This is a genomic window from Methanoregula sp., from assembly GCF_041645475.1.
In the GTDB taxonomy this organism is placed as follows: Archaea; Halobacteriota; Methanomicrobia; order Methanomicrobiales; family Methanospirillaceae; genus Methanoregula.
In genome coordinates this window covers 1-22,750 of the sequence record NZ_JBAZQA010000022.1, presented here as the reverse complement: position 1 = coordinate 22,750, position 22,750 = coordinate 1, and the positions used below count along the sequence as shown (strand labels likewise).

Here is a 22,750-nt window from a genome sequence, read left to right as displayed (position 1 = left end):
GATTCAGGCTGCTATAGCCTGTTCTGTTGAGAATTTCCGGGCGTTCTTCTTTTTCGTGAGCCAGATTACCTGTCCTCCGTCAAACGTGAAGGCATTCATCAGGAGGAGCTTTACGTGGGGTGGGACGGCCGAGGTATCGGCGGCCTGGGGGGTGAGCAGGTATTTTTTTGTCCTGAATCCCTGGCTTTTCGGCAGGAGGTCGAGGGCATTGATTACATCCTCGCCGGGTGACTTTTCAAAGGAGACGGCAATGAATGCGAGCTCCTCGCCAGCCCATTTGCTCCGGGAAACCCGGTAAAAATAACCGGTGCTGGAAGGAGCGCCAACCGGCATGATACTCCATCCGTCACTGGTGGAAAAAATCCTGCGAATGTCTCTTTCCGCAAACAGTTCCATAACATCTTTTGCTGAGCCCATAATTATCGCATTGCTGTTGCGCGTCCAACCATATAAGTTTTAAGAATTTAATTAATATTTACAAAAAGTTTAATGTAAAAAGTTGATAACACTCCTCCAATTGATAACCCCTGGATGGGGCGGTCCATCCGCCTCAAAAACACCTGCATCCGAAAAATCCGGCCCACTTAAAAGCTCTGCCCGTGGCCGGTCATTTCGGATTCTCAAGAGGAAGAGATCATATGGACAACCACAACCACAGCCATGGAACTCATAAGGAATATTCGCTCTACGAACTCAATGCCCGCATGGACGCCTGCCGGGTTGATCCCCGTGTAAAGGACTACCTGTCCCGGTGTATCGCGTTTCATACCTTTCCGGCTCCCGGCCTTCTCATCGGTGCCTTCATGGTCGATTATGCCCTCGAACTGCTGGGAGCTGTTCCTGGCACTGACGAAAAACTGTATGCCGTTTGCGAAACACAGAAGTGTGCCCCCGATGCCCTTCAGGTGATCGCACACTGCACGTACGGGAATAACCGGTTGCGGATCGTTGATATCGGCAAGTTTGCTCTGACGATCAACCGTGCTTCGGATCAGGATGTGGCCGAGGGGGTCCGGGTGTACGTAGACCCCCGGAAACTCTCCCGGTTCTCCATCATCCATACCTGGTTTACGAACAGCCCCGATTTTGACAAGAAGACGATGACAAATCCCCTGTCTGATGAGATTTTTTCCGCCGGACGGGAGATCCTTTCCTATGAACGGGTCCGAATAAAGGTTGAAGGGAAAAAAGCCTGGAAGTCCGTTACGTGCCCGAAGTGCGGCGAGATGGTACCGGATTACTCCCTGCGATCTGACGGCCTGTGCGCTGCCTGCGGTGCTGCGGGATATTACGAGACAATCTCTTAAAAAAAACTGATGTAATAATTTTTTATTGGAGATTGTAGCGGAAAGGACGGGAAAACATATCCGGTCCAGGCCGGGGCGTCAATTGCCCATTGGAAACCAGCCGTATTCTGGTACGTTACCGGGCCAAGGTAACCCCCTCATACGGAAGAAGATGAAGGGACCGGTGCCTGACTAATTGCGGGGAAGTGATTGGGAACCTGTCCCTGGTTGCCAGAGTTTTAATATTTAGATTTACTTTAATAGAAAATTAAACAAAAATGGTTAAATAACTACAACGTTGATGGGTAATTAATAACATCATATCGCTGCTTTTAGGAGACCTTTCATGGAAGAGAACCTGCACAAGACACGGGATCGCATTATTATTTTCACCGGTATCTGCCTCATCGTCATCATTGCATTATTCCTGAGTGGATGGGCTTCCATGCCTGGCACTGCAACAGGTGTTACTGCAAAAAGCCAGCAATTGTCTGCCGGGGATGTCATCATCCCCGTGGACTCCCCGACTTCCATCACCTATTCAAACAGCATGAAGAAAGACAGCAGTCCGCCTACGGTCTACGAACACCTGGTGGACAAGGATCTGAACGGGAAATTCACTCCTGCTCTTGCAGAGAGTTGGGAGGCCTCCGCTGATGCAAGGACCTGGACATTCCACCTGGCAAATGCGACCTGGAATGATGGTGTCCCGTTCACGTGTTCCGATGTGAAATTTACCAAAGAGTACATGAAAAACAACAATCTCACCCTGGCATTCGTCCTGAACGATGTTGAGACCATTGACTGCCCGGATCCCCACACGGCAGTCTTCACGCTGAAAACCTCTTACTCCGGTTTCCTCGACCAGATCTCACACACGCCGGGTATTACGTTTGCTCCCCGGCATTTCTGGGAAAATATCACTGACCCGCAGACCTACAGGGATACAAAATTTATCGGAACGGGACCGTTCGTCTTTGTCAAGGCTGAACCGGGGTATGTCCAGCTGAAGAGAAATGACGCATATCACGGGACGGTTCCTAAGGTAACGGGTGTCGTTCTTAAGCTGATCACCAACCCGGACAGCCAGGTTCTGGCCCTGAAGAACGGGGAAATCGACGTGGTTTCCGGCATCAGCCCGGCTGTTGCACAAAACCTGCAGCAGGAGAAAAATATCAGTATCTACACCATCCGCAACTCGGCTACGTACGAGATTGCGTTCAACCTGAACCAGTACCCCGCCAACATATCGGGATTCCGGAAGGCGATGAGCCATGCCGTGGACCGGGATACGATCAGTTCTCTCATCGGCACCGGCAGCCCCACGAATACGACATTCCTGATACCGGACCTTGCAGGGGATTACGTAAATCCTGCTGATGTCGGGATGTACGATTACGACCTGGTAAAGGCACAGGAGATGCTTGCGGCGGCCGGGTTCACAAAGGACCGTGACGGGAAACTTCTTGGACCGGATAAAAAACCAATCACGATTACGATCCCCACCGGTGGCGAAGGGGGCAGCGGCAAACAGAACACGGGTGTCAATTCCGGGAGTGGCACCACCCAGAAACTGGTAACCGTGCTGAAAAATGACTGGGCAAAACTGGGAATAACCGTAAGCACCGTCACCTATGACGACAAGACCCGGTACCGCTCCGCAGTGAATGCCAACCCGGTCTTCATCGATTCTTTCCCGGTCCAGCTGCACGACAATGCCAACGCCCTCATCGATTTCGCCGTGACACCCATGCAGGAGACGAATTATTACAATTACAATAATCCCGAATATAACCGCCTCGTCAGCCAGATGAAGAACACGTCCGACCAGGGTGTGATAAAGACACTCGGGTACCGGATGCAGGATCTCCTTGCACAGGATATTCCCACGGTCCCGGTCTGCACAACGGACACGATCGTTGCCTACCGGAACGACCGGTTTACCGGCTGGGATATCGGCCCGGGGTATTACAGTATTCTCAACCCCGACGTACTTGAAAGTCTGACCCCGGTCAAGGCATCGTAACGTTTCAAGACTGTGGAGAGCATGCGTTCCTTTTTTCCCCCCGGTGTGAAATCCCGGTTGCTTAAAAGAATCCGTATCTCCGCCATCCTCATCCTAAGATTTTTCCGGGCAGATACCCGTTCTGGAAACCGCGGTCGGGTTTTTTTGGTGAATGGAGTATGATCAGCGGCCAGTATCTCGTGAAGCGGCTCTGTTTCAGCGGGCTGTCGTTTCTTGTCTGCGTAACCCTCACCTTCTTTCTCCTGCACCTGATGCCCGGGGACTACATCACCAATTACCTGCTCTGGCTCACCAACAAAGTGCCAAAAGAAGCTGTCGAACAGTTCTACCAGCAGTTCGGGCTCAATCTTCCCCTCTCTGACCAATACGTCCTCTATATCCTCAACATCCTCCACGGGCAGTGGGGCTACTCCTATGCGTACGGCCTGCCGGTCTTTCCCCTGATCCTGGAGAAACTCAGCTGGTCGCTCGTCCTCCTCCTTCCCGCAACGGTTCTCGGGATCCTTATCGGTACGGCGATGGGTGCATGGTCGGGATGGAAATCCGGCAGCCGGAAGGATCTCGCGCTCTTCAATCTCATGATTGTGATCCGCGCAATCCCCGAGTTCTGGTGGGCGATCATGGCAGTCATGGTCTTCTCCTTTTACCTCCAGTGGTTTCCGCTCGGGGGATACAGCAGTATTGGCATACTGTCAACCGGCCTCAGTGTTCCGGACTTACTGTACCATGCAATCCTGCCCATCGCGCTTATGACCCTTTTTATCGCCACCGGGAATTACTACGTGATGCGCAACTCGATGATCGCGGTCATCGGGGATGATTATATCACGACTGCCCGGGCCAAAGGGCTGGACGAGCGTGCAATCCTCTGGCGGCATGCGCTGAAAAATGCACTCCTTCCGATGATAACTATTGCATCATTCCAGTGTGCGGCGATCATCACGGGAAACATATTCATTGAAACGGTTTTTTCCTGGCCGGGGATTGGCTTCATGACCACCGAAGCCCTGCGGATGCGGGATTTGCCGTTACTTGAGGGGATATTTCTCCTGGATGCCCTGTTTACCATCGGCGCAATGCTGCTGGCTGACATCCTCGTCTCCATGATCGATCCGCGGATCAGGATGGGGAACGATGAATAGGAAGATCCTTTTCTGGGGGAGTATTGTTGTCCTTTTCATCTACATCGGGATCGCACTTGCCGCCCCGCTGATTGCCCCCTTCGGCCCCACGGAAATTACCGGAAAACCCCTCCAGCCCCCGGGTGGCGGGCACCTGTTTGGAACCAATGACGTGGGCCAGGATATCTTTGCCCAGCTGGTATACGGCGCCCGCATTACCCTGCTCTTCGGGTTCTGTGCTGCCCTGTTGTCAGTACTTATCAGCACCAGCATTGGAATTATCCTCGGGTATTACGGTGGCTTTGTTGATGAGATTGCATCGCGGGTGATCGATATCTTAATGCCCATCCCCATCTTCCCCCTGCTCATTGTTCTGACCACATTTTTCAACACGGGAATCGTGCAGGTCAGCATTTTAATGGGTATCCTTGGGAGTCTCCATGGCATCCGGGTCATCCGCGCCCCGGCGCTCTCGCTTGCAAAGACACCGTTTATTGAGGGAGCGCGTGCCATCGGGTCATCGGATCTCCGGATTATGTCCCACCATCTCCTTCCCAACCTGATGCCGGTCGTGACGGCCAAATTTGTCTCCTCATCGCAGCATTTTCTCGTGATGGGCGTGGGACTGAGCTTTATCGGGCTCTGGGATACCATGACGGTGGACTGGGGTTCGATGATCCAGAATGCCTATACCTTCGGGGCACTTTCCCTGGGTCTCTGGTGGTGGATACTCCCGCCCGGTATCGCGGTTGTTGGTATCTCCCTTGCCCTTGCCCTGGCCGGCTACAGCATGGAAGAGTCCTTCAACCCCCGGCTTGAGGTGAACCGGATATGAGCCACAGGATTTCATCCGGAGGCGGTTTTGATTCATGACCCTGCTTGAGATTTCCGACCTGTCCGTACGGTTCGAGACCCGGTCCGGTGTCGTACCGGTGATCGATACTATCAGCCTGGGTCTTGATACCGGCGAGAGAACTGCCATTATCGGGGAATCGGGATGTGGTAAGACCGTTCTCGGGATGTCGGTGATGCGGCTTCTGCCGCCCAATGCCCGGGTTTGCGGGTCCATACGGTATGCTGGACGAGATCTTCTGCAGGTATCCGAACCGGAAATGCAGCATATCCGGGGAAAAAACATTGCCCTGGTCTCCCAGAATTCCTCCTCCTCCCTCAACCCGGTTGTTGCGGTTGGCGACCAGATCGAAGAATCCCTCGCTCTTCACGGCTGTTGTACAAAGGAACAATACCCCCGGGAGATCGCCTCCCTGCTGGAGGATCTCGGGTTCGAACATCCCGAAAAGGATATGCAGAAATACCCGCACCAGTTTTCCGGGGGTATGCGGGAACGGGTCATGATCGCGATGGCTCTTGCCTGCAACCCGGATCTCATTATTGCTGATGAGCCTACTTCAGGCCTTGATCCGATTGTAAAAGCACAAATCCTCGTTCTCCTGAAAAAAGTGCTCAGCAAACGGACCCTCCTCCTGATCACCCATGACCTGGGAACGGCGTGGGCTCTCGCCTCCTGGACTGCAGTCCTGTACGCGGGAGAGATCGTGGAATACGGTCCTACCCGCGAGGTATTTGCCCTGCCCCTGCACCCGTATACCCAGGGCCTTATTGCATCCCTGCCCTCGGCAGGGTTCCACCCGATCCCCGGCATGAGCCCGCCTCCAGGAGCGTTTCCGCCCGGCTGCCGTTTTTACCCGCGGTGCTGCTGTGCAACGGATCGGTGCAAAACCGATCATCCCCCTATGAAAACTGCCAGGAAAGGCCGGCTGGTCAGGTGTTTCCGGTATGATTGAGCTGGAACAGGTTTCCAAGTCTTACACGTCCGGTTTCCTCCACAGGAAACCGGCATCTGTTCTGAGCAACGTCTCTTTCACCATCAAAAAAGGCGAAACGCTGGGACTTGTCGGGGAGAGTGGCAGCGGAAAGTCCACGCTTGGCCGGATCATGATCCGGCTTGCGGAACCAAGCGCCGGCCGGGTCCTGTTCGAAGGATCAGATCTCTTTGCGCTCAGAAAATCCGCCCTGCGGCAGCTCCGGCCCCGGATGCAGATCGTGTTCCAGGATCCCGATACTGCGCTTGACCCGAGGTTGAGCATTGGTGTGTCCGTTGCCGAACCGCTTGAGATCTGGCAGCGGGCCGGCCGGCATGAGATGACCGACCGGGTCGCCGGGCTCTTTGCAATGGTCGGCCTTCAACCGGAACTTGCCGGCCGTCGTCCCTTCGAACTCTCCGGTGGCCAGAAGCAGCGGGCTGCCCTTGCCCGCGCCCTTGCCCTGGAACCGGAATTTCTTGTCCTGGACGAGCCTACCTCGGCGCTCGATCTCTCGGTCCAGGCGCAGATCTTAAGTCTCATCCAGGTGATCAGGCAGAGAATGAACCTCACCATTCTCTTCATCTCCCATGACCTGCAGCTCATCGGCCAGATGAGCGACAGGGTGGTTGTGCTTCACCAGGGGCGGGTGGTGGAATCCGGAACAACCCAGGATGTCCTGAGCCGCCCGCAGAATTCCTATACTGCCCGGCTCGTGGACGCTGCACGGGAGAGCGATGCCTGGTTCGGGAAGCCGGCACAGCCTGAATGAACGCAGTCCTTTTTGAAACCCTGTCCGCAATCGGATAATCCATGTTTTATCTGTCAGGGGGATTCGTGGATCTCTTTGGATAATTAATTTAAAACTATTAACAAATGGATCTTGTTAAATACTTTAATTTAAAAAATATGTGAACGGCATGGCAGAACAGGTTTGCAGCCGGGAGGCTGCCGCTCGTGCTCCGTCATGACACGCCTCATGAGTAATGAGCAAGAGGAATACACTATGCAATATCTGAATCGACAAACGAGAAAAAATCGCGAAGATGCAATGTCACCGGTGGTCGGTGTAATGCTGATGCTAGTTGTTACCATCATCGTTGCAGCCGTTGTTTCCGGATTCGCGGGAGGGTTGCTTGGAGGTGCATCCAAGGCCCCGACCCTTGCGATGGATATCCGAATCGTAAACACCGGCAGTTGGATTGGTAGTGGTTTCTATGGAGCGGTAACCGGGTCCAGCGATGCGATCGCGACCAGTAAGGTCAAGATCGTAACTGCATGGACAACGACCCGCAGGACGGATGGAACCTCCATTCACGGTGGCAACACCTCCATTGGCGGTGTAAACAATGTATACTGTTTTGTGGGAATGAAGACCAATAGCCCGGTTTACAGCACTGCTCCTTATGGCATCGGTGCCGGTGTTCTGAACCAAAGTGTGCAGGACGCGACCAATTATCACAATAAACCCTACCAGTATTTTGGAAACTATTCCCTCATACAGGGGACCTCGCTCCTGGCAATCCCGTATGGTACTACCAGCGGCCAGGCAATAGGCGGTAATCCCGGTCAAAGCGACACCAGCGGGTACGGTGTTACAACGCCGTACACCTATACTACTGGTGGAAATTATGCCGACGGCCAGATTGATGCTACCCAGGCAGTACTCGGTACCGGATGGGAGAACCTGCAGCCCGGGGACATAGTAACCGTGAAGGCTATTTACATACCGACTGGACAGACGCTCCTATCGAAGACCGTGTCGGTACAGGGGGGATAAAACCATGAAATCATTCAATAACACGAGTGCAGTCTCACCGGTTGTCGGCGTGATGCTGATGCTGGTCGTGACGATCATCATCGCGGCAGTTGTCTCCGCTTTTGCCGGAGGTTCCGTCTCATCGCAAACCAAACCCTACCAGGCAACGATCCAGGGCACATTCAGCGTATCCCAGGGGATGCAGATTATCCATGCCGGTGGCGACTCACTGCCGACCAGCCAGCTTGTCTTCAGTATATATGACGGACCTACTTTTGGGACCGGTCTCAAAGAACAGACCACCCAGCTCCTCAATATGTCGAGTATTACTGACGCCAATCTCAATCCGGTAAAGTTTGCTGGAGGGGGGTACAATATAACGGCATTCAAGGCGGGTGACACCCTCTACATCAGTCCGCTGAATTCGCGTTGTGACAACCTGCAGCCGATAAATTGCCCTCAACCCTATACCATTGGTTCAGATGGATGGTCGTACAGCGGCACAAGATACATGTGGAACCTGTGCGCCCGGAACCAGAACAGTGTTGGGAAGACCTTCACGCTCGTGGTAAGTGACACCCAAGGAAGAACAATTTCAAGTTCCGACGTGATGATTACGGGATAATGGGGGGCATGACGAAGGATTAGTCACCATCGCTTTAAGATGCGGGAAACCAATAACCGTCAGCAAAACGCCTGTTTTTGCGTCGGTTCCGTTCCCGTCAGGCCCTTTTTTCCTTTTTACCATGTATGTTGCAGGAGCCGTTGACATATGAAAAGCCGGCACGGGTACAATGACAATATGCGCTATTATCAGGATTCTGAACGGCTATGACTGAAACATCTGATCCCCTCTGGAATAACGGAGAAGATGCCCGGCAGTATGACGAATTCACCCGGATGATATTTGCCGCCATCTATCCTGTCATCGCCGACCAGGTTCTCGAACGGACCGGGATCACAACCGGCACCTGCCTCGATCTCGGTTCGGGGCCGGCCCCGCTGGCCCTTGCCCTTGCACTGCTCTCGGATCTCCGGGTGACCGCGCTTGACTGTTCGCCGGAGATGTTTGTGCTTGCCATAAAGAATATCCGAAAAAATCATCTGGAAGACCGGGTCATCCCGGTTCTCGGGGATGTCCATGCAATCCCGGCAGCCGATGCCACGTTCGATCTCGTGGTAAGCCGGGGGTCGTACCATTCCTGGGCCTCTCTTCCTGAAGCGTTTCTTGAAATCCTCCGGGTTCTCAAGCAGGGCGGCATGGCCTATATTGGCGGGGGATATGGCAGCGCCCGGATCCGCAATGAAGTGCTCTCCGCAATGAAGACCCGAAGGATCGCAGGTGATCCGGATTGCCCTGCATGGACACGATTCCGCAGGGTGGCTCCCGAAGAGATTGCCGGGTCCGCTGAATCTGCAGGCATCCGCAATTACCGGATCATCAGCGATGATTCCGGGCTCTGGGTGGTTTTCCGGAAAATGTAGTGGCCAATAAACCGGGATACTCCGGACCAAAAACAAGGCCATTCACCCTGCAACCGGAATCACGGCACCGTATCCTCACGGTGCACCAGGTAACAGCTGTACGGGGATCCCCCTCTTTTTTCCTCTCCCAAAGAACATGAATCTCAACCGGCCCGGATCCCAATCGCGGTTATCTTACGTATCACGGTAACTTCCGGGGAGGCCTCGAACTGGAGATCGATGATATTTGGTGTGCCATTCTGCACGATCACGTTCGTGCATTGCCTGCTTACGTCAAATCCCTTGCTGTCCGTATAATTCCACAGGGCGGCCCGGAATCCCGCGGGGGTCCCGCTGCGGGCAGATATGCGGATATTCGTTACTTTGGCAAATTGCCGGGACTGCATAGAACTGTTCAGCGCCAGCGTCCCGATCCCGTTCCCGCTGGCAGAGGAGTGGCCGGGATCTGCAGTAACATTCACTGCCATGACAACCATGCCGGAACATCTGGCCGGGTCCGCACCGGAGTGGACCGGCTCAAAACCGATGAGCGAACCTGCAAGGTCGAACGGGATGCTGTTCATATCCGCGTATTCAAGCGGAGTTGTTATGGATCCTTTGGTCACGTTGATGTACCCGTATGACCAGTCATATCCCTGGTCCTGCCAGAAGTTCCCCACCGGCCGGTAGGAATAATTTGCCAGCCGGAACAGAGCGGTCTCTGTCGTTCCCCCTGCATACGTAATCCCTACCTCCATGTATCCGTCATCTTCTGTCAGGGCTCTGAGAGTGCCTCCGGATTTCAGGGAATTAACCACAGTATCCCCTCCCCCGAGAGGCATATGCACGGAGAGTTTCATATCCCGCTTCATGGAAGCTGCGGCATCAACATCGGAAGAAAAGCGCGCAAACGATTCCTCCACTCCCTGCAGGTGTACCATCTCGGCCTGCTCTTTCATGGAGGGGATGACGATGGCATTCCATGCGGAAAAAGCCGTAACAATCACTGCGAGGATGAGCATTGCAGCAACGACCGGCGCAACAGCCTCGTCCCTCATATCCGCACCTTTCCGGAAAATACCTGCGACGCCGGAGTGACAAGGCTCACCGTTTCAGTGCCCGCAAGCCCTGCGGGGAAATCCTTTGAGAGGTCGATCGTGATATTGCTCCCGAGATCGAACACCTCTTTTGCCGGAACGAGATGGAATTCCGCATCTTTGCGGGAATACTTTTTCCGGTTACGGTCATCCCCGATGACAATCGTGATCTCTTCAGCGTTAATCCAGTCTCCCCCTTTATGCCAGAGGATGACGTGATTTGTATCGTTTGTGATCAGCAGGGTAACGCCCGGGTCGTGAGCTGAAGGAAGACTGTTCCCGACAACCGACATAAAAACCGCAATGAGCATGATAACAAGTCCGATCATCAGCATCTCCCCTATGACTGCTGATACCCCGTTTTCCGTATCGGATTTCTGGTTCATTCCGGCGCACCTTCTCTGATGATAACTGCAGGGCCTGTTGATTGGAATACCGGGCCGTTATCCCCCTGGTGATAACGGGGCCGGGACGGGCCAAACCAAGTCCCCTCTTGTATCACGGATTTGCGTATCCCCCACGGGGCTCCGGTACACCCGTGTGCAGTATTATTGTTCCATTCTGGAACCGGCAACCGGTACAGCCTCAATACCGTGGTAGTGATCGTGTTCAGTTTGGTAAATTAAAGTGTTAAATTAATAAGTATTGTTAAACATAATTATTAAATAAATTATGCCAAAACCCGGTTTGAATGCCAGTCCCATGATTTGATAAAAAACCCGTACCGGGCGGGACGCAAAGACTCGAACAACAGGAATGTGACGGAATGAAACAAAACGAGCAGGGCGTATCCCCGGTTGTGGGTGTGATGCTGATGCTTGCAGTCACCATCATGATCGCAGCAATCGTCAGTGCAACCGCCGGGGGACTCTCCGGCACCCAGAAAAAAGCCCCAGATGCAATCCTTGATGTTACTATCTTTTCCTCAAAGGACTATGGCGGGTATAATGTCTCTTCCCTCATGATCCGGCACATCAGCGGGAACGTGCTCCCGACCAGGGATATCCGGCTTGTCATGTATTACCGGAATCCCGTAACCGGAACGTTAAACAAAGGCGATCTTATCGGACAGCAGGCAGTACCGGGGGACGCTGCATGGACTACCCGGACGGTTACCTACACGGCAGACCAGTATTGCGGAGTCCTCTTCATCAACGATGCCAACCGGTTCGGGACAAAAAATAACCCGGTAAGAGATTCCGCTACCGGCAATGACAACTGGTTTGGCAATCCCCTTGCAACCTTCGCTCCCGGGGATATTCTCGTAACCCCCGCACAATTCTGCGGTCCGGACCATTCCCACAATACCGGCATGGAGTACCTGTTCCCGGGAGTAAATTTCCAGAACGCTGATAAGGAATTTCCTGCAGGCTCAACGGTAACGGTGAAGATCATCCACAACCCGAGCGGCCAGGTCATCTTTGATAAGGACGTGATAATCCTTTGAACACTGCAGGTGGCAGGGAAGCGGCAGTTTCCCCGGTCGTGGGTGTGATGCTGATGCTTGCAGTTACCGTCATGATCGCAGCACTTGTCAGCGCGTTTGCGGGAGGATTCAGTGAATCTCCCGACAAGACTCCCCAGAGTACGATCAAGGTCAGGGCCAGTCTTTACGATAACCGGACCTACTTCGATCACGCCGGTGGGGATCCGTTCTCCCTGAACACCATACGGGTGGCGCTCCAGGCCGGGGAAAACAAGACAACGCTGCGTAAAACCGATACCAACGGAATCGTCGTCAATTTTACCCAGGTCGGAAGCACGGAGACAACCATCAGGCCGGGAGATACATTCTACATCGAATCCGAAACACCGGATAATATTCTTCACGAGAATAACGGTATCAGGTTCGGAAATACCCTCTTTCTGAAAAACCAGGAAGTCACCTGGATGATCATCGATACCCGTACCAGCAAAACGATCGCCATCGGATCGGTTTACCTCTGACCTGTCTCCCTTTTGATCTTTCCTGGGATTCCGGTCCCCGTCCCATGAATTTTTCTTCCCTGGAACGATCCGGTGTTACTTCCGGAGTCATGACCCATCAGGGATGATGGTCTCTACCCGGATATGCATTAAACCCATCATACCTGTGGATTATTCTCCTGCTGGATTACATGAGGAATACGAACAGCGCGAGCGCTGCTGCCAGCAGCACGATACTGTGCTTGAAGCCGGCAAGCACGCTGTTGGAACTGAACTGGCCGGCCATGATCCCGGAAAATGTGGCAAGAATGATCCCGATCCGGAACATCTCGGTCAGGTTCCCGGCAGAGTCAAGGGAGATGCTTAAATTATGTCCCTTGAAACTTGAAAGGAACGGGACGTTCAGCTGGTATGCTGTATAGAGATAGATCCCGAACGAGAGGTAGATGATCATCACGTACACGATGGTTGTATTCGCCCGCTCTGACTTGAGCCTCAGGTAATGCTCCAAATCGGTGATCGCAATGATGAAGATCTGCCGGAGGTTGGTCGTGATCTCGCTTGCCCGGACAAGGAGGGAGATCGCCCGCTTGACCGAGACAAGACCGATTCTGGCTTCCATCCGGACAAGTGCCGTATTGACGTAGGCCCCTGCCTCGATATCCCGGGATGCCACGGAAAGTTCGGAACTGAGCACCCCAAGTCTTGCTCCCGATATCCGGTGAATGGCTTCCTGGAGGGTGATGCCGATATCCTTCATATCCGAGAGCTCCCGGAGGAACTCCGGGAGATGTGCCTCAACATTCCTGACATACCAGCGCCGTCCTTCGTATGCGATGACGACCGGCACCATGAACCCGATGATAAGGACACAGAGGAATGCCTCGAATCCGTTGTGGGGAAAGAGCGATTTCATCCACCCGGTATACCACAACCCCGCCATGATGCCTGCAACAATCGTTGCCGCGATCAGGCTGTAATCATAATTGGTGATATATGTCCTCAGCGGATTGCGAAGACTTGCTTTCAGGAGGTTCATCCGTTTTCGGGATTCGATCCGCTTAAAAAATACCTGGTCCCGGGCAGCCTCTTCCGCGGAGGGAGGGACATCCTCGGAGGGAATGCCAGACCCGAAATCCTGTTCAATTACTTCCCTCCTGCTGACATCCATGTTCTCCGGGGGGAGCATGATGGAGAGGATCCAGACCATGACGATGGCCCCAACCGGGATGATGACGTACATTAAAGGGAGGATCCAGTTCATTCCCTGGGAGTTGGTCATACCCTGCGCAACGATCATGATGATGAGTGCAATCGGCCCGGCAACGAATGCAGAGACGTATACCTCAGCCATGATCTCGATGGTCTTGAGGACAAGTTCCAGTTCCTGTTTTGCCTGTTCCCGGTAATACTCGGTTTTTGCCCCAAGGTACGAGGAGATGTCTCCCCCGCTGTCAAAGACGATCCCAAGGTCGTTGAGGAAATCCCTCAGGTTGGCTGAAGGAGTTGTGTTCTGGAGGTTCCGCATAGCGGTGATCATATCATCCCCGAACAGCTCAACGTCACGGACAACCATGCCGAACTCGTTTGAGACTTCCCCGAACATATCCCCCTCCCGGTAAATTCTCCGCATGATCTCAAATGGCGGCATTGTTGTCGAAAGTGCCTGCATGTAGGAGATCGCATACGGGAGATCCAGATCGATCCGGCTCTTTCTCCCCCGTGCAAGGATGACCGGGTAATACATATGAAAAATATAGACTCCCGGGACAACAACCCCGAATGCAAGGATCCAGAAGACCATCATGGAGGTTGTAATCCCGAAAAGATCCAACTCATAGCCGGTGAACGCAAAAACCAGAAAAAGGGCGATGAAAAACCCCGTGGTTGCTGCAACATTAAGGCGGACGGTCCTGAGATAATCCTCAGCCGATACCGGCATATGGGCAGACCGGAGTGCGCCCCGGAGATGGGTGCCGTGCAGCAGGATCTCAAGCCCGGTCACTTTTTTCTCTGCCAGCCGCAGGGATTCCGGCAGTTGCATGATCAGGCCCCGAGATCGTGGATGGCGTTGGCCAGGTCGGTAATCGAAGGCGGTTCAACCTCCAGGGCCCACCGGAAAAACTCCTCGCGTTTTTGTATCTGGTGCGCAAGATCTTCCTCACTCCACCCGTTATGAAATGCTATCTCCGCGAGAACCCGGGATTTTTCCGTAGTCCTGCGGAAGGTATCGCTCTGGATATCCCATTCAAACAGGAGCCGTGGATGGATCTCTCCCTCTTTGTCCACTTCGATCTCGTGGATGGACATATTCCTCCGGATTCTCGTGTTGCCGATCGTATAAATCGACTGGACGATCACGAGGTCCAGGGCCTGGAACATGACCGCCGGAACATTGATGGGGTCGTGGGTCAGCCGGTTGATTGCCTCGTACACGCTGCCTGCATGGATGGTTGAGAGGGTTGCGTGACCGGTGTTCATTGCCTGGAAGAGGGTCTGGGCCTCGTGTCCCCTCACCTCCCCGACAATAATATATTCGGGCCGCTGGCGCATACTCGCCCTGAGGAGGGAGAACATATCGATGTCCCCCTTGACCCCTTCAACGTTCAGCTCGCGTGTCTGGGTGGGAAGCCAGTTCTTGTGCGGGAGCTGGATCTCCCGGGTATCTTCAAGGGAAACGATCTTTGCGTTCTGCGGGATGAAGAGCGAGACCGCATTCATGGTCGAAGTTTTCCCGCTTGCCGTGCCCCCGACAACCAGCAGGCTTTTCCTGTATTCTATAGCAAGCCAGAGATATGCAAGGGTCTCGGCGCTGAACGTGCCCATCCGGATGAGATCCAGCGGTGTCATGGGCTCGGCACGGAATTTCCTGATAGTGAACGAACTTCCTTTGGTGGAGACGACATCGCTGTACGTGATCTGGACCCGGGCACCCCCGGGCAGGGTCGCATCCACCATGGGGTTGGAGAGCGAGATCTGTTTGTTTGCTTTCTGGGCGAGTTTCAGGACAAACTGGTTCAGTTCTCCCTCGCTGAGTACGATACTGCTCGGCAGGCTGCCGTGGATTTTATGGAAAATAAAAACAGGAAGGTGATTCCCGTTGCAGCTGATATCTTCCAGAGCCGGATCCCGCATAAGTACTTCCAGGGGACCATACCCCGAGAGATCGCGTTTCAGGTAATAGAGCAGGAGAGCAAGACGATCATCGGCAATCAGGGGATCGAACTGCCGGATGATCCGGGCAATGAATCCGAACTCGAGGCGGTCACTCTTGTCTGTGTCAGAGGAATCATAGATGATGATGTCCCGGAAGTGTGCATAGGTTTCCAGGAGGAGTGTCCTCTCTTTCTTTGATATTGCGGGCTCGACTACGGTATAGACAAAACCCTGGTTTCCGGTCCTCAGGATCCTTACAAAAGAGTATGGTTCCACAACCCAGTACTGTTCAAGGGTAGCAAGCGATCTCTCTTCCGGTATCGCTAAACCCGGCGCAGGACACCGGTATTCCCTAGCCGCTCCTGGGTCGGGGATATGTTGATCCGGTGGTGTGGGTTGGAACTCCCCTTCTCCGGAAGAGCCGATATTGTGTTTTATCCGTGTCCTGATTGCAAGACCCGACAGGAACAGGGCGATGATACTGACCGCTGAAAGGAGCAGCATAACGGGAAGATCGAGATCGATGAACAGGACAATGTATGCTGAAACGATACCTGCCAGGGTGAACGCACCGGCCACTGCGATCCCGGCCCTGCCCTGGACGGCCAAAATCCCCATGATGGATGAGCAGATGCCGCGTGGCGTGAATAACCCTGAGCGTCTGAAAGACTGCGGGGACGGATCCGGCTGATCGCCTCTCGCTCTGAAGATCCATTTTCGCGATGAGACCTTCTCGATGAACCCTGAAAGAGAGCCCGTTTTGCCGTTCAACCCGATTGAGGCAAAGGCAGAAGATACGGTGGATAAGAGCCTCTGGAGCATGGAACCTCGCATTTTTCCTGAAAATCTGTTGATGTTGACTGACTCTTCCACCCGGTTCGGGTGGGATTGGGGCGGTATACGAAACGGGATGGCAGGACTCTTTGTTGTAGTAATCTGGGTTCTTATCCCATAAAATATTTACATTATTTAATTAACCTGTTGATTAAGTAAAATAATTAAATTTAATTTTGTTCAGGCCGGTTTTCCCCGGATGGGATTGTTCTTCGTGTGATTATGTCCGGCAATGACGGTTTCAGAGTATACGACATCCTCAGCACAGAGGATATTCATGTCTTTTTTCCCGGTTCCATTCCCTTTTGCCGGGGATTGGGAGAGGTGCCGGTAATAATGGAGATATCGGTATCCAGGTAGTTCCCCTCGATGGTGATCTGGAATGACCCCTCCCTGTAGATCGGTATGTACCGCGGGCCGGGTGTTGATGTATCGGTATTCGTGCTGCCTTCAGCATTTTTTGAGGAGATCGATATTGCGTATTTTCCAATATCCGAACTGTACTCGCGCCCGTACCCGTCCTCTGCAATGACCTGCTGCGTCGTGTTGTCCCTGACCGTTATCGTCAGGTAGGGGCGGTTAACCGGAACTTTTATTGTTCCCCGGCAGGACTCGGGATTTTTCAGGCAATCTTTCTGCGGGGTCACCGTGTACACAATATACAGCGGGCCCTCCACGACATTCACCAGGAGTCCGGTTGCATTTCCGGCCAGGTGGTATTTTTTCTGAAACTCCGGCTCACGCCAGAGTGGGTTGATTTCTGATGTCCCGTTGATCCTTGTCGCATGCTGGATTGGGTACGGATCCGGCGTCAGGACCGGTGTGACTTCAAGCACAATCTCGGATTTTGACGGGGTCATCCGGACCGGGGTCTGACTGGGTGCGCTCTGTGAAGTAGTCGCCATCGGAAATTCCAGAGTTTCATTGCCGGGACTATGAGTTGACCCATTGGTAGTCTGTACTGCAGGCTCCGAACTTTTCTGGATCTTTTTAATACAGCCACTGGAAACCATTGATGCAGCAACCAGGATCAATACAATGATACAGAGCAGGGGAAATGCCCCGGCCGATCTCTTTTTTTGTGCCATTTTTTTAAAATCTCCTTGACAAAGAGTGCTGAACAGGATGGTGTCTGGTCATGAGAGCGGGACTACGGCTGCAGCAGAGGTCTGGTGTTTTTTGTCCATGGTGCCTAACGAAAAACCCGCCCCGGTGGTTTCCAGGTAATAATAGCGCTTGTTGTTGAGCGGGTAGTAATAGCCATTGCAGTTATCGCAGGTTACTGCCACTGCGGCATGGTCATCAAAGAGTACAATGGCAACATCGTATCCCATCTCTTTGAGAAGGGCCGCAGTGAGGATCGCCGTATCCTCGCAGTCCCCGCTTCCCTCGGCAAGCGTCTCCACGGGATATTTCCAATAGTCCGTTTCCTGGTTTGTTACCGGATCGACATCCTCCTCGTACCTGATGCTCTGGACGAATGCAACAACGTTCCGGTAATCAGTCCGGTCATCATAGGTCCTGAGATCACTGGCCCCCCTGAGTTTTTCCAGAAGGGCCTTGAGATACAGCCGGTCCCGCTCACTGATGGCATAGCGGGAAAATGTGTCCCGGCTGTCACCCTTTGGGTGGGGCTGGCTCTTGTAATAGTCGTACAAGTCCTGCGGAATATCAAGAATAATCGTTGCCCCGTGCCCGGTCCCATACCAGGTGAAGGTTCTCTCAATGACAGGAGTCGCGTTGATCATCACCCATCCCTGCTGTCGTTTCATATAACTGTCGTTCTGGTACTGCCATTCCCGAAGGGTTATTGCTCCCGTTGTCTGGTTCTCCATCATGGCAAAAAGGTCATAGGATCCCCCGGCTGCAAACCGGAATGTCCCGCTGGCGGATGAGCCGGAGGGCTGCCGGAATTCCAGCAGGTAATCCCCGGGAGATAATTCCCCGAGAGTTAATGGTGTAACCCCCTTGAAGGTGTTATTCAGGTAAATTTCCGCACCCACGGGTGCAGAATCAAGATACAGGATACCGGATGTGGGAATTGCGGCCAGATCCGCTCTGGCCATCCTGGCTTCCCCGCCGCTGACAGTTACCATGCCGGTAAAGTTCCAGTACCCTGCTTTGCAGATAGTAACGGTATGGTTCCCGCTGGCAACCCTCCTGAGGTTAGTGGGAGTAATGCCGGTTGTATTCCCGTCAACAATTACGGTAGCGCCTTCAGGAAATGATGTAACACTGAGAAACCCGGTTCCTGCAAGGGGAACAAGATATTCAGTGTATTCGGGGGACATCCCGATGGAAGCGGTAACAACGTCTTTGTATGGCTCATATCCTTCCGCGGTGAGAAGGAGTGCATGAGGACCCGGCAACAGATTGTAAACGGTTACCGGTGTTTTTCCCTCGTAATGCCCATCCACGTAGAGTTCTGCGGGCACAGGCTTTGTTCTGATGATTATTTCAGCCCGGTCACTTTTTCCCTTAAGATCTGCAATGATGTCCCTGTGCTCCCCGAACTGGAAGTCACTTGCGATCAGGAAATCATCAAAACCTTTCTGGCTGACCGCGATAGTATGCAATCCGCATGAGATACTGATATTTTCCCGTGGTGTAGGCCCGTATTCACTGCCGTCAATGGAGATGGATCCTCCGTTCGGTATGGAGGATATGGATATGGAACAGGTACCGTTTATTGCCGCAGCGGGGTGAGAAACAACTGCGGACAACATCAGGATCACAATAAATCCAAAAAATAAACTCGTTCTCATTCTTGTAGTATCAGATTCGCTATGAATGGGAAAAAGTTTTCTTAATGTGTTTAACAAATTGAAATGTTAATTATTTTTAATATTTAAAGGAAATGATCTCCCCATGATCCGGATTGCAGATCTCACCTGGTGTGCCCACGACCAGGGATAATATTCCCGGGCAGGTCGATCATTGACCCGCTCACCAGGGATTTTTACTGTCGTCCTCTCAATTCAAAAATTTTACAACGGAAAACGAAGGTTCCGTATCTCTCATACAGGTCCGGTTTGATCATCCCGTCTTGGAAGCCAGGTCCGGTCCCGGCCGGCTGGAAACATCCGTTCACCCGGTGAACATATTCATGGCAATAGTCCCGAGGTTGTTGCCGATTACCAGGATATACATCCCGATAATGAATACGAAGAATATTTTGCCGGATCCCCTGATCTGACCTTCGGCAGCCCGGGCCATGAAAATGACCAGTACCAGGAGCAGGCTTTTGACCACAAGGTGCAGGAGCGGCCACTGGACAATTCCTTCCATTACCGGGTTCTGTTCCACTCCCCCGGATTTCAGGATGATCTCGGTTGAAAGAATATCGAGAAAGAATAACATCCCGAGGATTGCCGTACCCCAGATAATTGTTTTCTGGATGCCGGTATCGTGAATACAGAAGACCTGCCGGGCTGGTAATCCTGTATGCATCTGAACATGCCTCCGTAGATCGTTATTGGAGGTTAGAGCTCTATTTGTTAGATATAGTTGATCATATGCTTGGCGGATGTTACGGTCACCTTTCATGAAATTGAACATAATATGACCTTTTTTCAGGCCTTGTGTCAAACAAAAAAATTTAATTTTTAAAAATGTAAATTCAAAATTATTTATTTGAGAAACCGGTTACCCGGAATAATCCTTTCACATCAATTGCAGCAAAAACTGTGGAAAACCCGGACTGAGGGTGAACAAGGCAGTACCGGATCCGGCCGTCAATTTCCCTATCCGGTTGTATTGAAATAGTACACGCCCATCATGAGTCCCGTTGTGGGATAGCGGGGCTTTCCCAAAAAGAATATCGGATCCAGCAGAACCTGAGGGGGTGCTACCGGTACCCCGTCCTTTGGATCTTCTGCAATGATCTCCACATCCGATGACAGGATCATCATACCAAGACATGATCCGAGACCAAAGACGCATATGAACTCTGCCTGGATCGCTGGCCCGGTTCCCAGGTACTGGAAAGCGAGGATAATTGCCGCCACCGAGCCGTCATAGTAATGGAACTGTGCGATCCTCCGGTCGGTGCTGTCACAGGGACGGATAGAACCGAAGACTTTCGTTGTACTGAGCGGGAAGACGGGGGTAATTCCCTTGCGGGTGCACAGGTCTTCGATCAGGTGCAGGATCAGGCCGAACAGCAGTCCCCAGAGAAATGCAAAAGAGAGCTCCGTGGCCGCATGATCCTGGGCAAGGGATGCGAAAACGAGCAGGAAGACTGCAAAAACTGCCCAGATGAATAGTATTCCCGGTACGGAATGTGTCAGTCGTTTGTCACCGGGATCCAGGTTCTGCCCTGTCAGGTGCTGGTACATCTGGCAGAGCAGAGGCGTGCACAGGATCCTGCTGAACCGGGTGATTGCCCACGCAAGCGTCCTTACCTGAAACCGATGCGGTTTTTTCATCTGGATGTCCGGCAGGATGGCCCCGATACCGGCACCCGTGCAGATGGCGAGGATAACAACAGGAGATGTCGGCACCAGTGCACTACACAGGATAAGAGTACTCATAATGGTGAGTGCGATATGGTGCCGGGTGATCATGAGATGTGCTCCGGTTCATGTCCGGGGGAAGCTGGTGACTTCCCTAGTTCCCGTTGTTCTGTATGTGTGTGCATGTTGTCCGCAGCATCTGCTTTTGTGTGGACGATCACTATGTTGATCGCGTTGAATTATAATAATTTGCTTTTAACATTTTGAAATTGTAAATATGAATGAGTTAATATTATCAAACCCTGCACGTTTTACACCCCAGAACCGCTGTTGCAGGAACTACCTGAAACCAAATCCAAATATTGGATTTATTGTGAACGGGTACTACCGGATGGACTGCGAGGCTGTAATCATCTGGGGAATGCCCAATAATTAAAAACTAGTAATTAACAATTTGAATTAATTCAATACTTTTAATTACATTTTTTTCCTAATAATGATTGATGTCCATCCAGATACCAGATACTATTTCATCGGGAAAGAGTGTGATGCCGATCCGGCCCCGTCAAACGCCCGGTCTTTGTTCCGGACCAGGTTTCTCCCGGATGATTCTCATCATCCTTTGCATCCTCTTGTTCATCTCCACCGCGTCAGCAACCGAGTATCGTCTCAACACTGTCGCAATTGAACCGTTCAGTAAGGGCATCAATTACACCGGATCGGATCCACTCATCATCCAGATTGAAGAGAACGTCACCATCCGGAGCAGCAACCCTGCCGGCATTGAATCCTCGGCCCCGGTGATCATACGATCTCCTGAAGGAAGGACTCTTAGCATCCTTGTCAACAACCGGACGGATATGATCTACGGAATCAGGGCACCGTCAGTTTCCATTGAGAGCGGGCGCATTGACATAACCGTGAATGGCCAGAACAACAATGGCACCAGCAATGCCTTTGGCCTCTGTGCAGAGTCAGGGAATGTCACGATCTCCGGTGGTTCGGTATTCACGATGGTTGATACTGCCTGCCACAAGAATAAAGGGATCTATGCATCGCGGTTCATCCTCATCTCGGGCGGCCTCGTCAGGACTGACCAGCGCGGCGGGAGCAATACGTTTGGTCTTGATGGGGGCGATGAAGGAAACCGCGACAGTGGTGTCAGGATAACCGGCGGGCGCATCCTGGTAAATTCGAGTGGAGCCTTGAACAGGAATATTGGTATTGATTCCCGGTCGGGTACGGTGGAGATATCCGGTAATACGGTAGTAGTTATCCAGACCGACGGCAGTGGTGCCAAACAGAACTATGCATACAACCCGGACATTACTTTCATTCACGGGGCAGACGAGTAATTCTCCCCCCCTTTAGGGGATCTTCTTTCTCCGCAAGGACAAAGGGAATGTTTGAGTATGCCGGGGGACTCTCGGTCGACTCCCAAATATTTGACATGGGATCGTTCATTACCGGGTTAACTGGTTAAAGCCTCCAGAGGGAGGGAAAATCCACCGGTTGGGATCAGACCGGGTTTCATTCAATTTTGTTTCAGCTGGGTGGAAAAAAGAGTAAAATCAATCGATCCCCAGCATCACTTCGGAAGCCTTGACAATCGCGTAGACCTTCGACCCTTCCTTCAGCATCAGTTTTTCAGCGGAGGTTGTGGTGATGGATGATACCACCGACCTTTCGCAGTAACATATCCGAGTTTTGAATAAAGTAATACTTAGAAATATATCTTAGTACAGCGATAATCAAAATGTGCCAGACATAACCGGATTAACCTCGCAGAATTTCACATCGAAGC

General features: G+C 52.5%; 22 protein-coding genes. 12 read left to right on the top strand and 10 right to left on the bottom strand.

The window, feature by feature from the left end; all coding sequences use genetic code 11:
* Nucleotides 1–3: 3 nt before the first annotated feature.
* Nucleotides 4–417, bottom strand: a complete 414-nt coding sequence (locus tag WC598_RS14155) for a hypothetical protein (RefSeq protein WP_372962157.1) — start codon at nt 415–417, stop codon at nt 4–6.
* 221 nt (nt 418–638) lie between these two features.
* On the opposite strand from WC598_RS14155, the gene WC598_RS14150 reads away from it, so the two are divergent.
* The 9 genes from WC598_RS14150 to WC598_RS14110 all read left to right on the top strand — a co-directional run bounded on the left by WC598_RS14150 (nt 639) and on the right by WC598_RS14110 (nt 9,500).
* The gene (locus WC598_RS14150) at nt 639–1,307 is read left to right on the top strand and encodes an FmdE family protein (RefSeq protein WP_372962156.1); all 669 of its coding nucleotides are present in this window, start codon (nt 639–641) and stop codon (nt 1,305–1,307) included.
* A 325-nt stretch (nt 1,308–1,632) separates the two neighbouring features.
* Complete coding sequence (locus WC598_RS14145) at nt 1,633–3,312, top strand: ABC transporter substrate-binding protein (RefSeq protein ID WP_372962155.1); 1,680 nt, start codon at nt 1,633–1,635, stop codon at nt 3,310–3,312.
* 158 nt (nt 3,313–3,470) lie between these two features.
* Nucleotides 3,471–4,454: an ABC transporter permease gene (locus WC598_RS14140; protein ID WP_372962154.1), complete on the top strand. Its 984-nt coding sequence runs from the start codon at nt 3,471–3,473 to the stop codon at nt 4,452–4,454.
* Nucleotides 4,447–5,268 carry an ABC transporter permease gene (locus WC598_RS14135; RefSeq protein WP_372962153.1) on the top strand — a complete coding sequence of 274 codons (822 nt, stop codon included), beginning with the start codon at nt 4,447–4,449 and terminating at the stop codon, nt 5,266–5,268. Before WC598_RS14140 ends, WC598_RS14135 begins: the two co-directional genes overlap by 8 nt.
* A gap of 34 nt (nt 5,269–5,302) precedes the next feature.
* Nucleotides 5,303–6,238, top strand: a complete 936-nt coding sequence (locus WC598_RS14130; RefSeq protein WP_372962152.1) for an ABC transporter ATP-binding protein — start codon at nt 5,303–5,305, stop codon at nt 6,236–6,238.
* Nucleotides 6,231–7,028 (top strand): ABC transporter ATP-binding protein, encoded by a 798-nt coding sequence (locus WC598_RS14125; protein WP_372962151.1) that lies wholly within the window; start codon nt 6,231–6,233, stop codon nt 7,026–7,028. The genes WC598_RS14130 and WC598_RS14125 overlap by 8 nt, the downstream gene beginning before the upstream one ends.
* 300 nt (nt 7,029–7,328) lie before the next feature.
* Nucleotides 7,329–8,036 (top strand): type IV pilin, encoded by a 708-nt coding sequence (locus WC598_RS14120; RefSeq protein WP_372962150.1) that lies wholly within the window; start codon nt 7,329–7,331, stop codon nt 8,034–8,036.
* Between the two features lie 4 nt (nt 8,037–8,040).
* Nucleotides 8,041–8,640 (top strand): type IV pilin N-terminal domain-containing protein, encoded by a 600-nt coding sequence (locus WC598_RS14115; RefSeq protein WP_372962149.1) that lies wholly within the window; start codon nt 8,041–8,043, stop codon nt 8,638–8,640.
* Nucleotides 8,641–8,846: 206 nt separating this feature from the next.
* A complete protein-coding gene (locus tag WC598_RS14110) occupies nt 8,847–9,500 on the top strand; it encodes a class I SAM-dependent methyltransferase (RefSeq protein WP_372962148.1) in 654 nt (217 codons plus the stop codon).
* A 143-nt stretch (nt 9,501–9,643) separates the two neighbouring features.
* Here WC598_RS14110 and WC598_RS14105 read toward each other — a convergent pair whose 3' ends face one another.
* Nucleotides 9,644–10,537 (bottom strand): hypothetical protein, encoded by an 894-nt coding sequence (locus WC598_RS14105; RefSeq protein WP_372962147.1) that lies wholly within the window; start codon nt 10,535–10,537, stop codon nt 9,644–9,646.
* Nucleotides 10,534–10,962, bottom strand: coding sequence for a type IV pilin N-terminal domain-containing protein (locus WC598_RS14100; RefSeq protein ID WP_372962146.1), 429 nt, complete (start codon nt 10,960–10,962; stop codon nt 10,534–10,536). The genes WC598_RS14105 and WC598_RS14100 overlap by 4 nt, the downstream gene beginning before the upstream one ends.
* A 380-nt stretch (nt 10,963–11,342) precedes the next feature.
* Here WC598_RS14100 and WC598_RS14095 point away from each other — a divergent pair, with 380 nt between their 5' ends.
* Together WC598_RS14095 and WC598_RS14090 are read left to right on the top strand one after the other, a co-directional pair.
* Nucleotides 11,343–12,023: a type IV pilin N-terminal domain-containing protein gene (locus WC598_RS14095; protein WP_372962145.1), complete on the top strand. Its 681-nt coding sequence runs from the start codon at nt 11,343–11,345 to the stop codon at nt 12,021–12,023.
* Nucleotides 12,020–12,523, top strand: coding sequence for a type IV pilin N-terminal domain-containing protein (locus WC598_RS14090; RefSeq protein WP_372962144.1), 504 nt, complete (start codon nt 12,020–12,022; stop codon nt 12,521–12,523). The genes WC598_RS14095 and WC598_RS14090 overlap by 4 nt, the downstream gene beginning before the upstream one ends.
* A gap of 166 nt (nt 12,524–12,689) precedes the next feature.
* Here WC598_RS14090 and WC598_RS14085 read toward each other — a convergent pair whose 3' ends face one another.
* The 6 genes from WC598_RS14085 to WC598_RS14060 form a co-directional block, all read right to left on the bottom strand.
* On the bottom strand, nt 12,690–14,546 hold the full coding sequence (locus WC598_RS14085) for a type II secretion system F family protein (RefSeq protein ID WP_372962143.1): 1,857 nt from the start codon (nt 14,544–14,546) through the stop codon (nt 12,690–12,692).
* Between the two features lie 2 nt (nt 14,547–14,548).
* Nucleotides 14,549–16,492: a type II/IV secretion system ATPase subunit gene (locus tag WC598_RS14080; RefSeq protein WP_372962142.1), complete on the bottom strand. Its 1,944-nt coding sequence runs from the start codon at nt 16,490–16,492 to the stop codon at nt 14,549–14,551.
* 275 nt (nt 16,493–16,767) lie between these two features.
* Nucleotides 16,768–17,580: a hypothetical protein gene (locus WC598_RS14075; protein WP_372962141.1), complete on the bottom strand. Its 813-nt coding sequence runs from the start codon at nt 17,578–17,580 to the stop codon at nt 16,768–16,770.
* Between the two features lie 48 nt (nt 17,581–17,628).
* On the bottom strand, nt 17,629–19,218 hold the full coding sequence (locus tag WC598_RS14070) for a PEGA domain-containing protein (protein WP_372962140.1): 1,590 nt from the start codon (nt 19,216–19,218) through the stop codon (nt 17,629–17,631).
* 361 nt (nt 19,219–19,579) lie between these two features.
* Complete coding sequence (locus WC598_RS14065) at nt 19,580–19,942, bottom strand: DUF5658 family protein (protein ID WP_372962139.1); 363 nt, start codon at nt 19,940–19,942, stop codon at nt 19,580–19,582.
* A gap of 293 nt (nt 19,943–20,235) precedes the next feature.
* Nucleotides 20,236–21,057 carry a metal-dependent hydrolase gene (locus tag WC598_RS14060; protein WP_372962138.1) on the bottom strand — a complete coding sequence of 274 codons (822 nt, stop codon included), beginning with the start codon at nt 21,055–21,057 and terminating at the stop codon, nt 20,236–20,238.
* A gap of 494 nt (nt 21,058–21,551) precedes the next feature.
* Here WC598_RS14060 and WC598_RS14055 point away from each other — a divergent pair, with 494 nt between their 5' ends.
* Nucleotides 21,552–22,301 (top strand): hypothetical protein, encoded by a 750-nt coding sequence (locus WC598_RS14055; RefSeq protein ID WP_372962137.1) that lies wholly within the window; start codon nt 21,552–21,554, stop codon nt 22,299–22,301.
* A gap of 216 nt (nt 22,302–22,517) precedes the next feature.
* Here WC598_RS14055 and WC598_RS14050 read toward each other — a convergent pair whose 3' ends face one another.
* On the bottom strand, nt 22,518–22,625 hold the full coding sequence (locus tag WC598_RS14050) for a TOBE domain-containing protein (RefSeq protein WP_372962136.1): 108 nt from the start codon (nt 22,623–22,625) through the stop codon (nt 22,518–22,520).
* Nucleotides 22,626–22,750 lie beyond the last annotated feature (125 nt).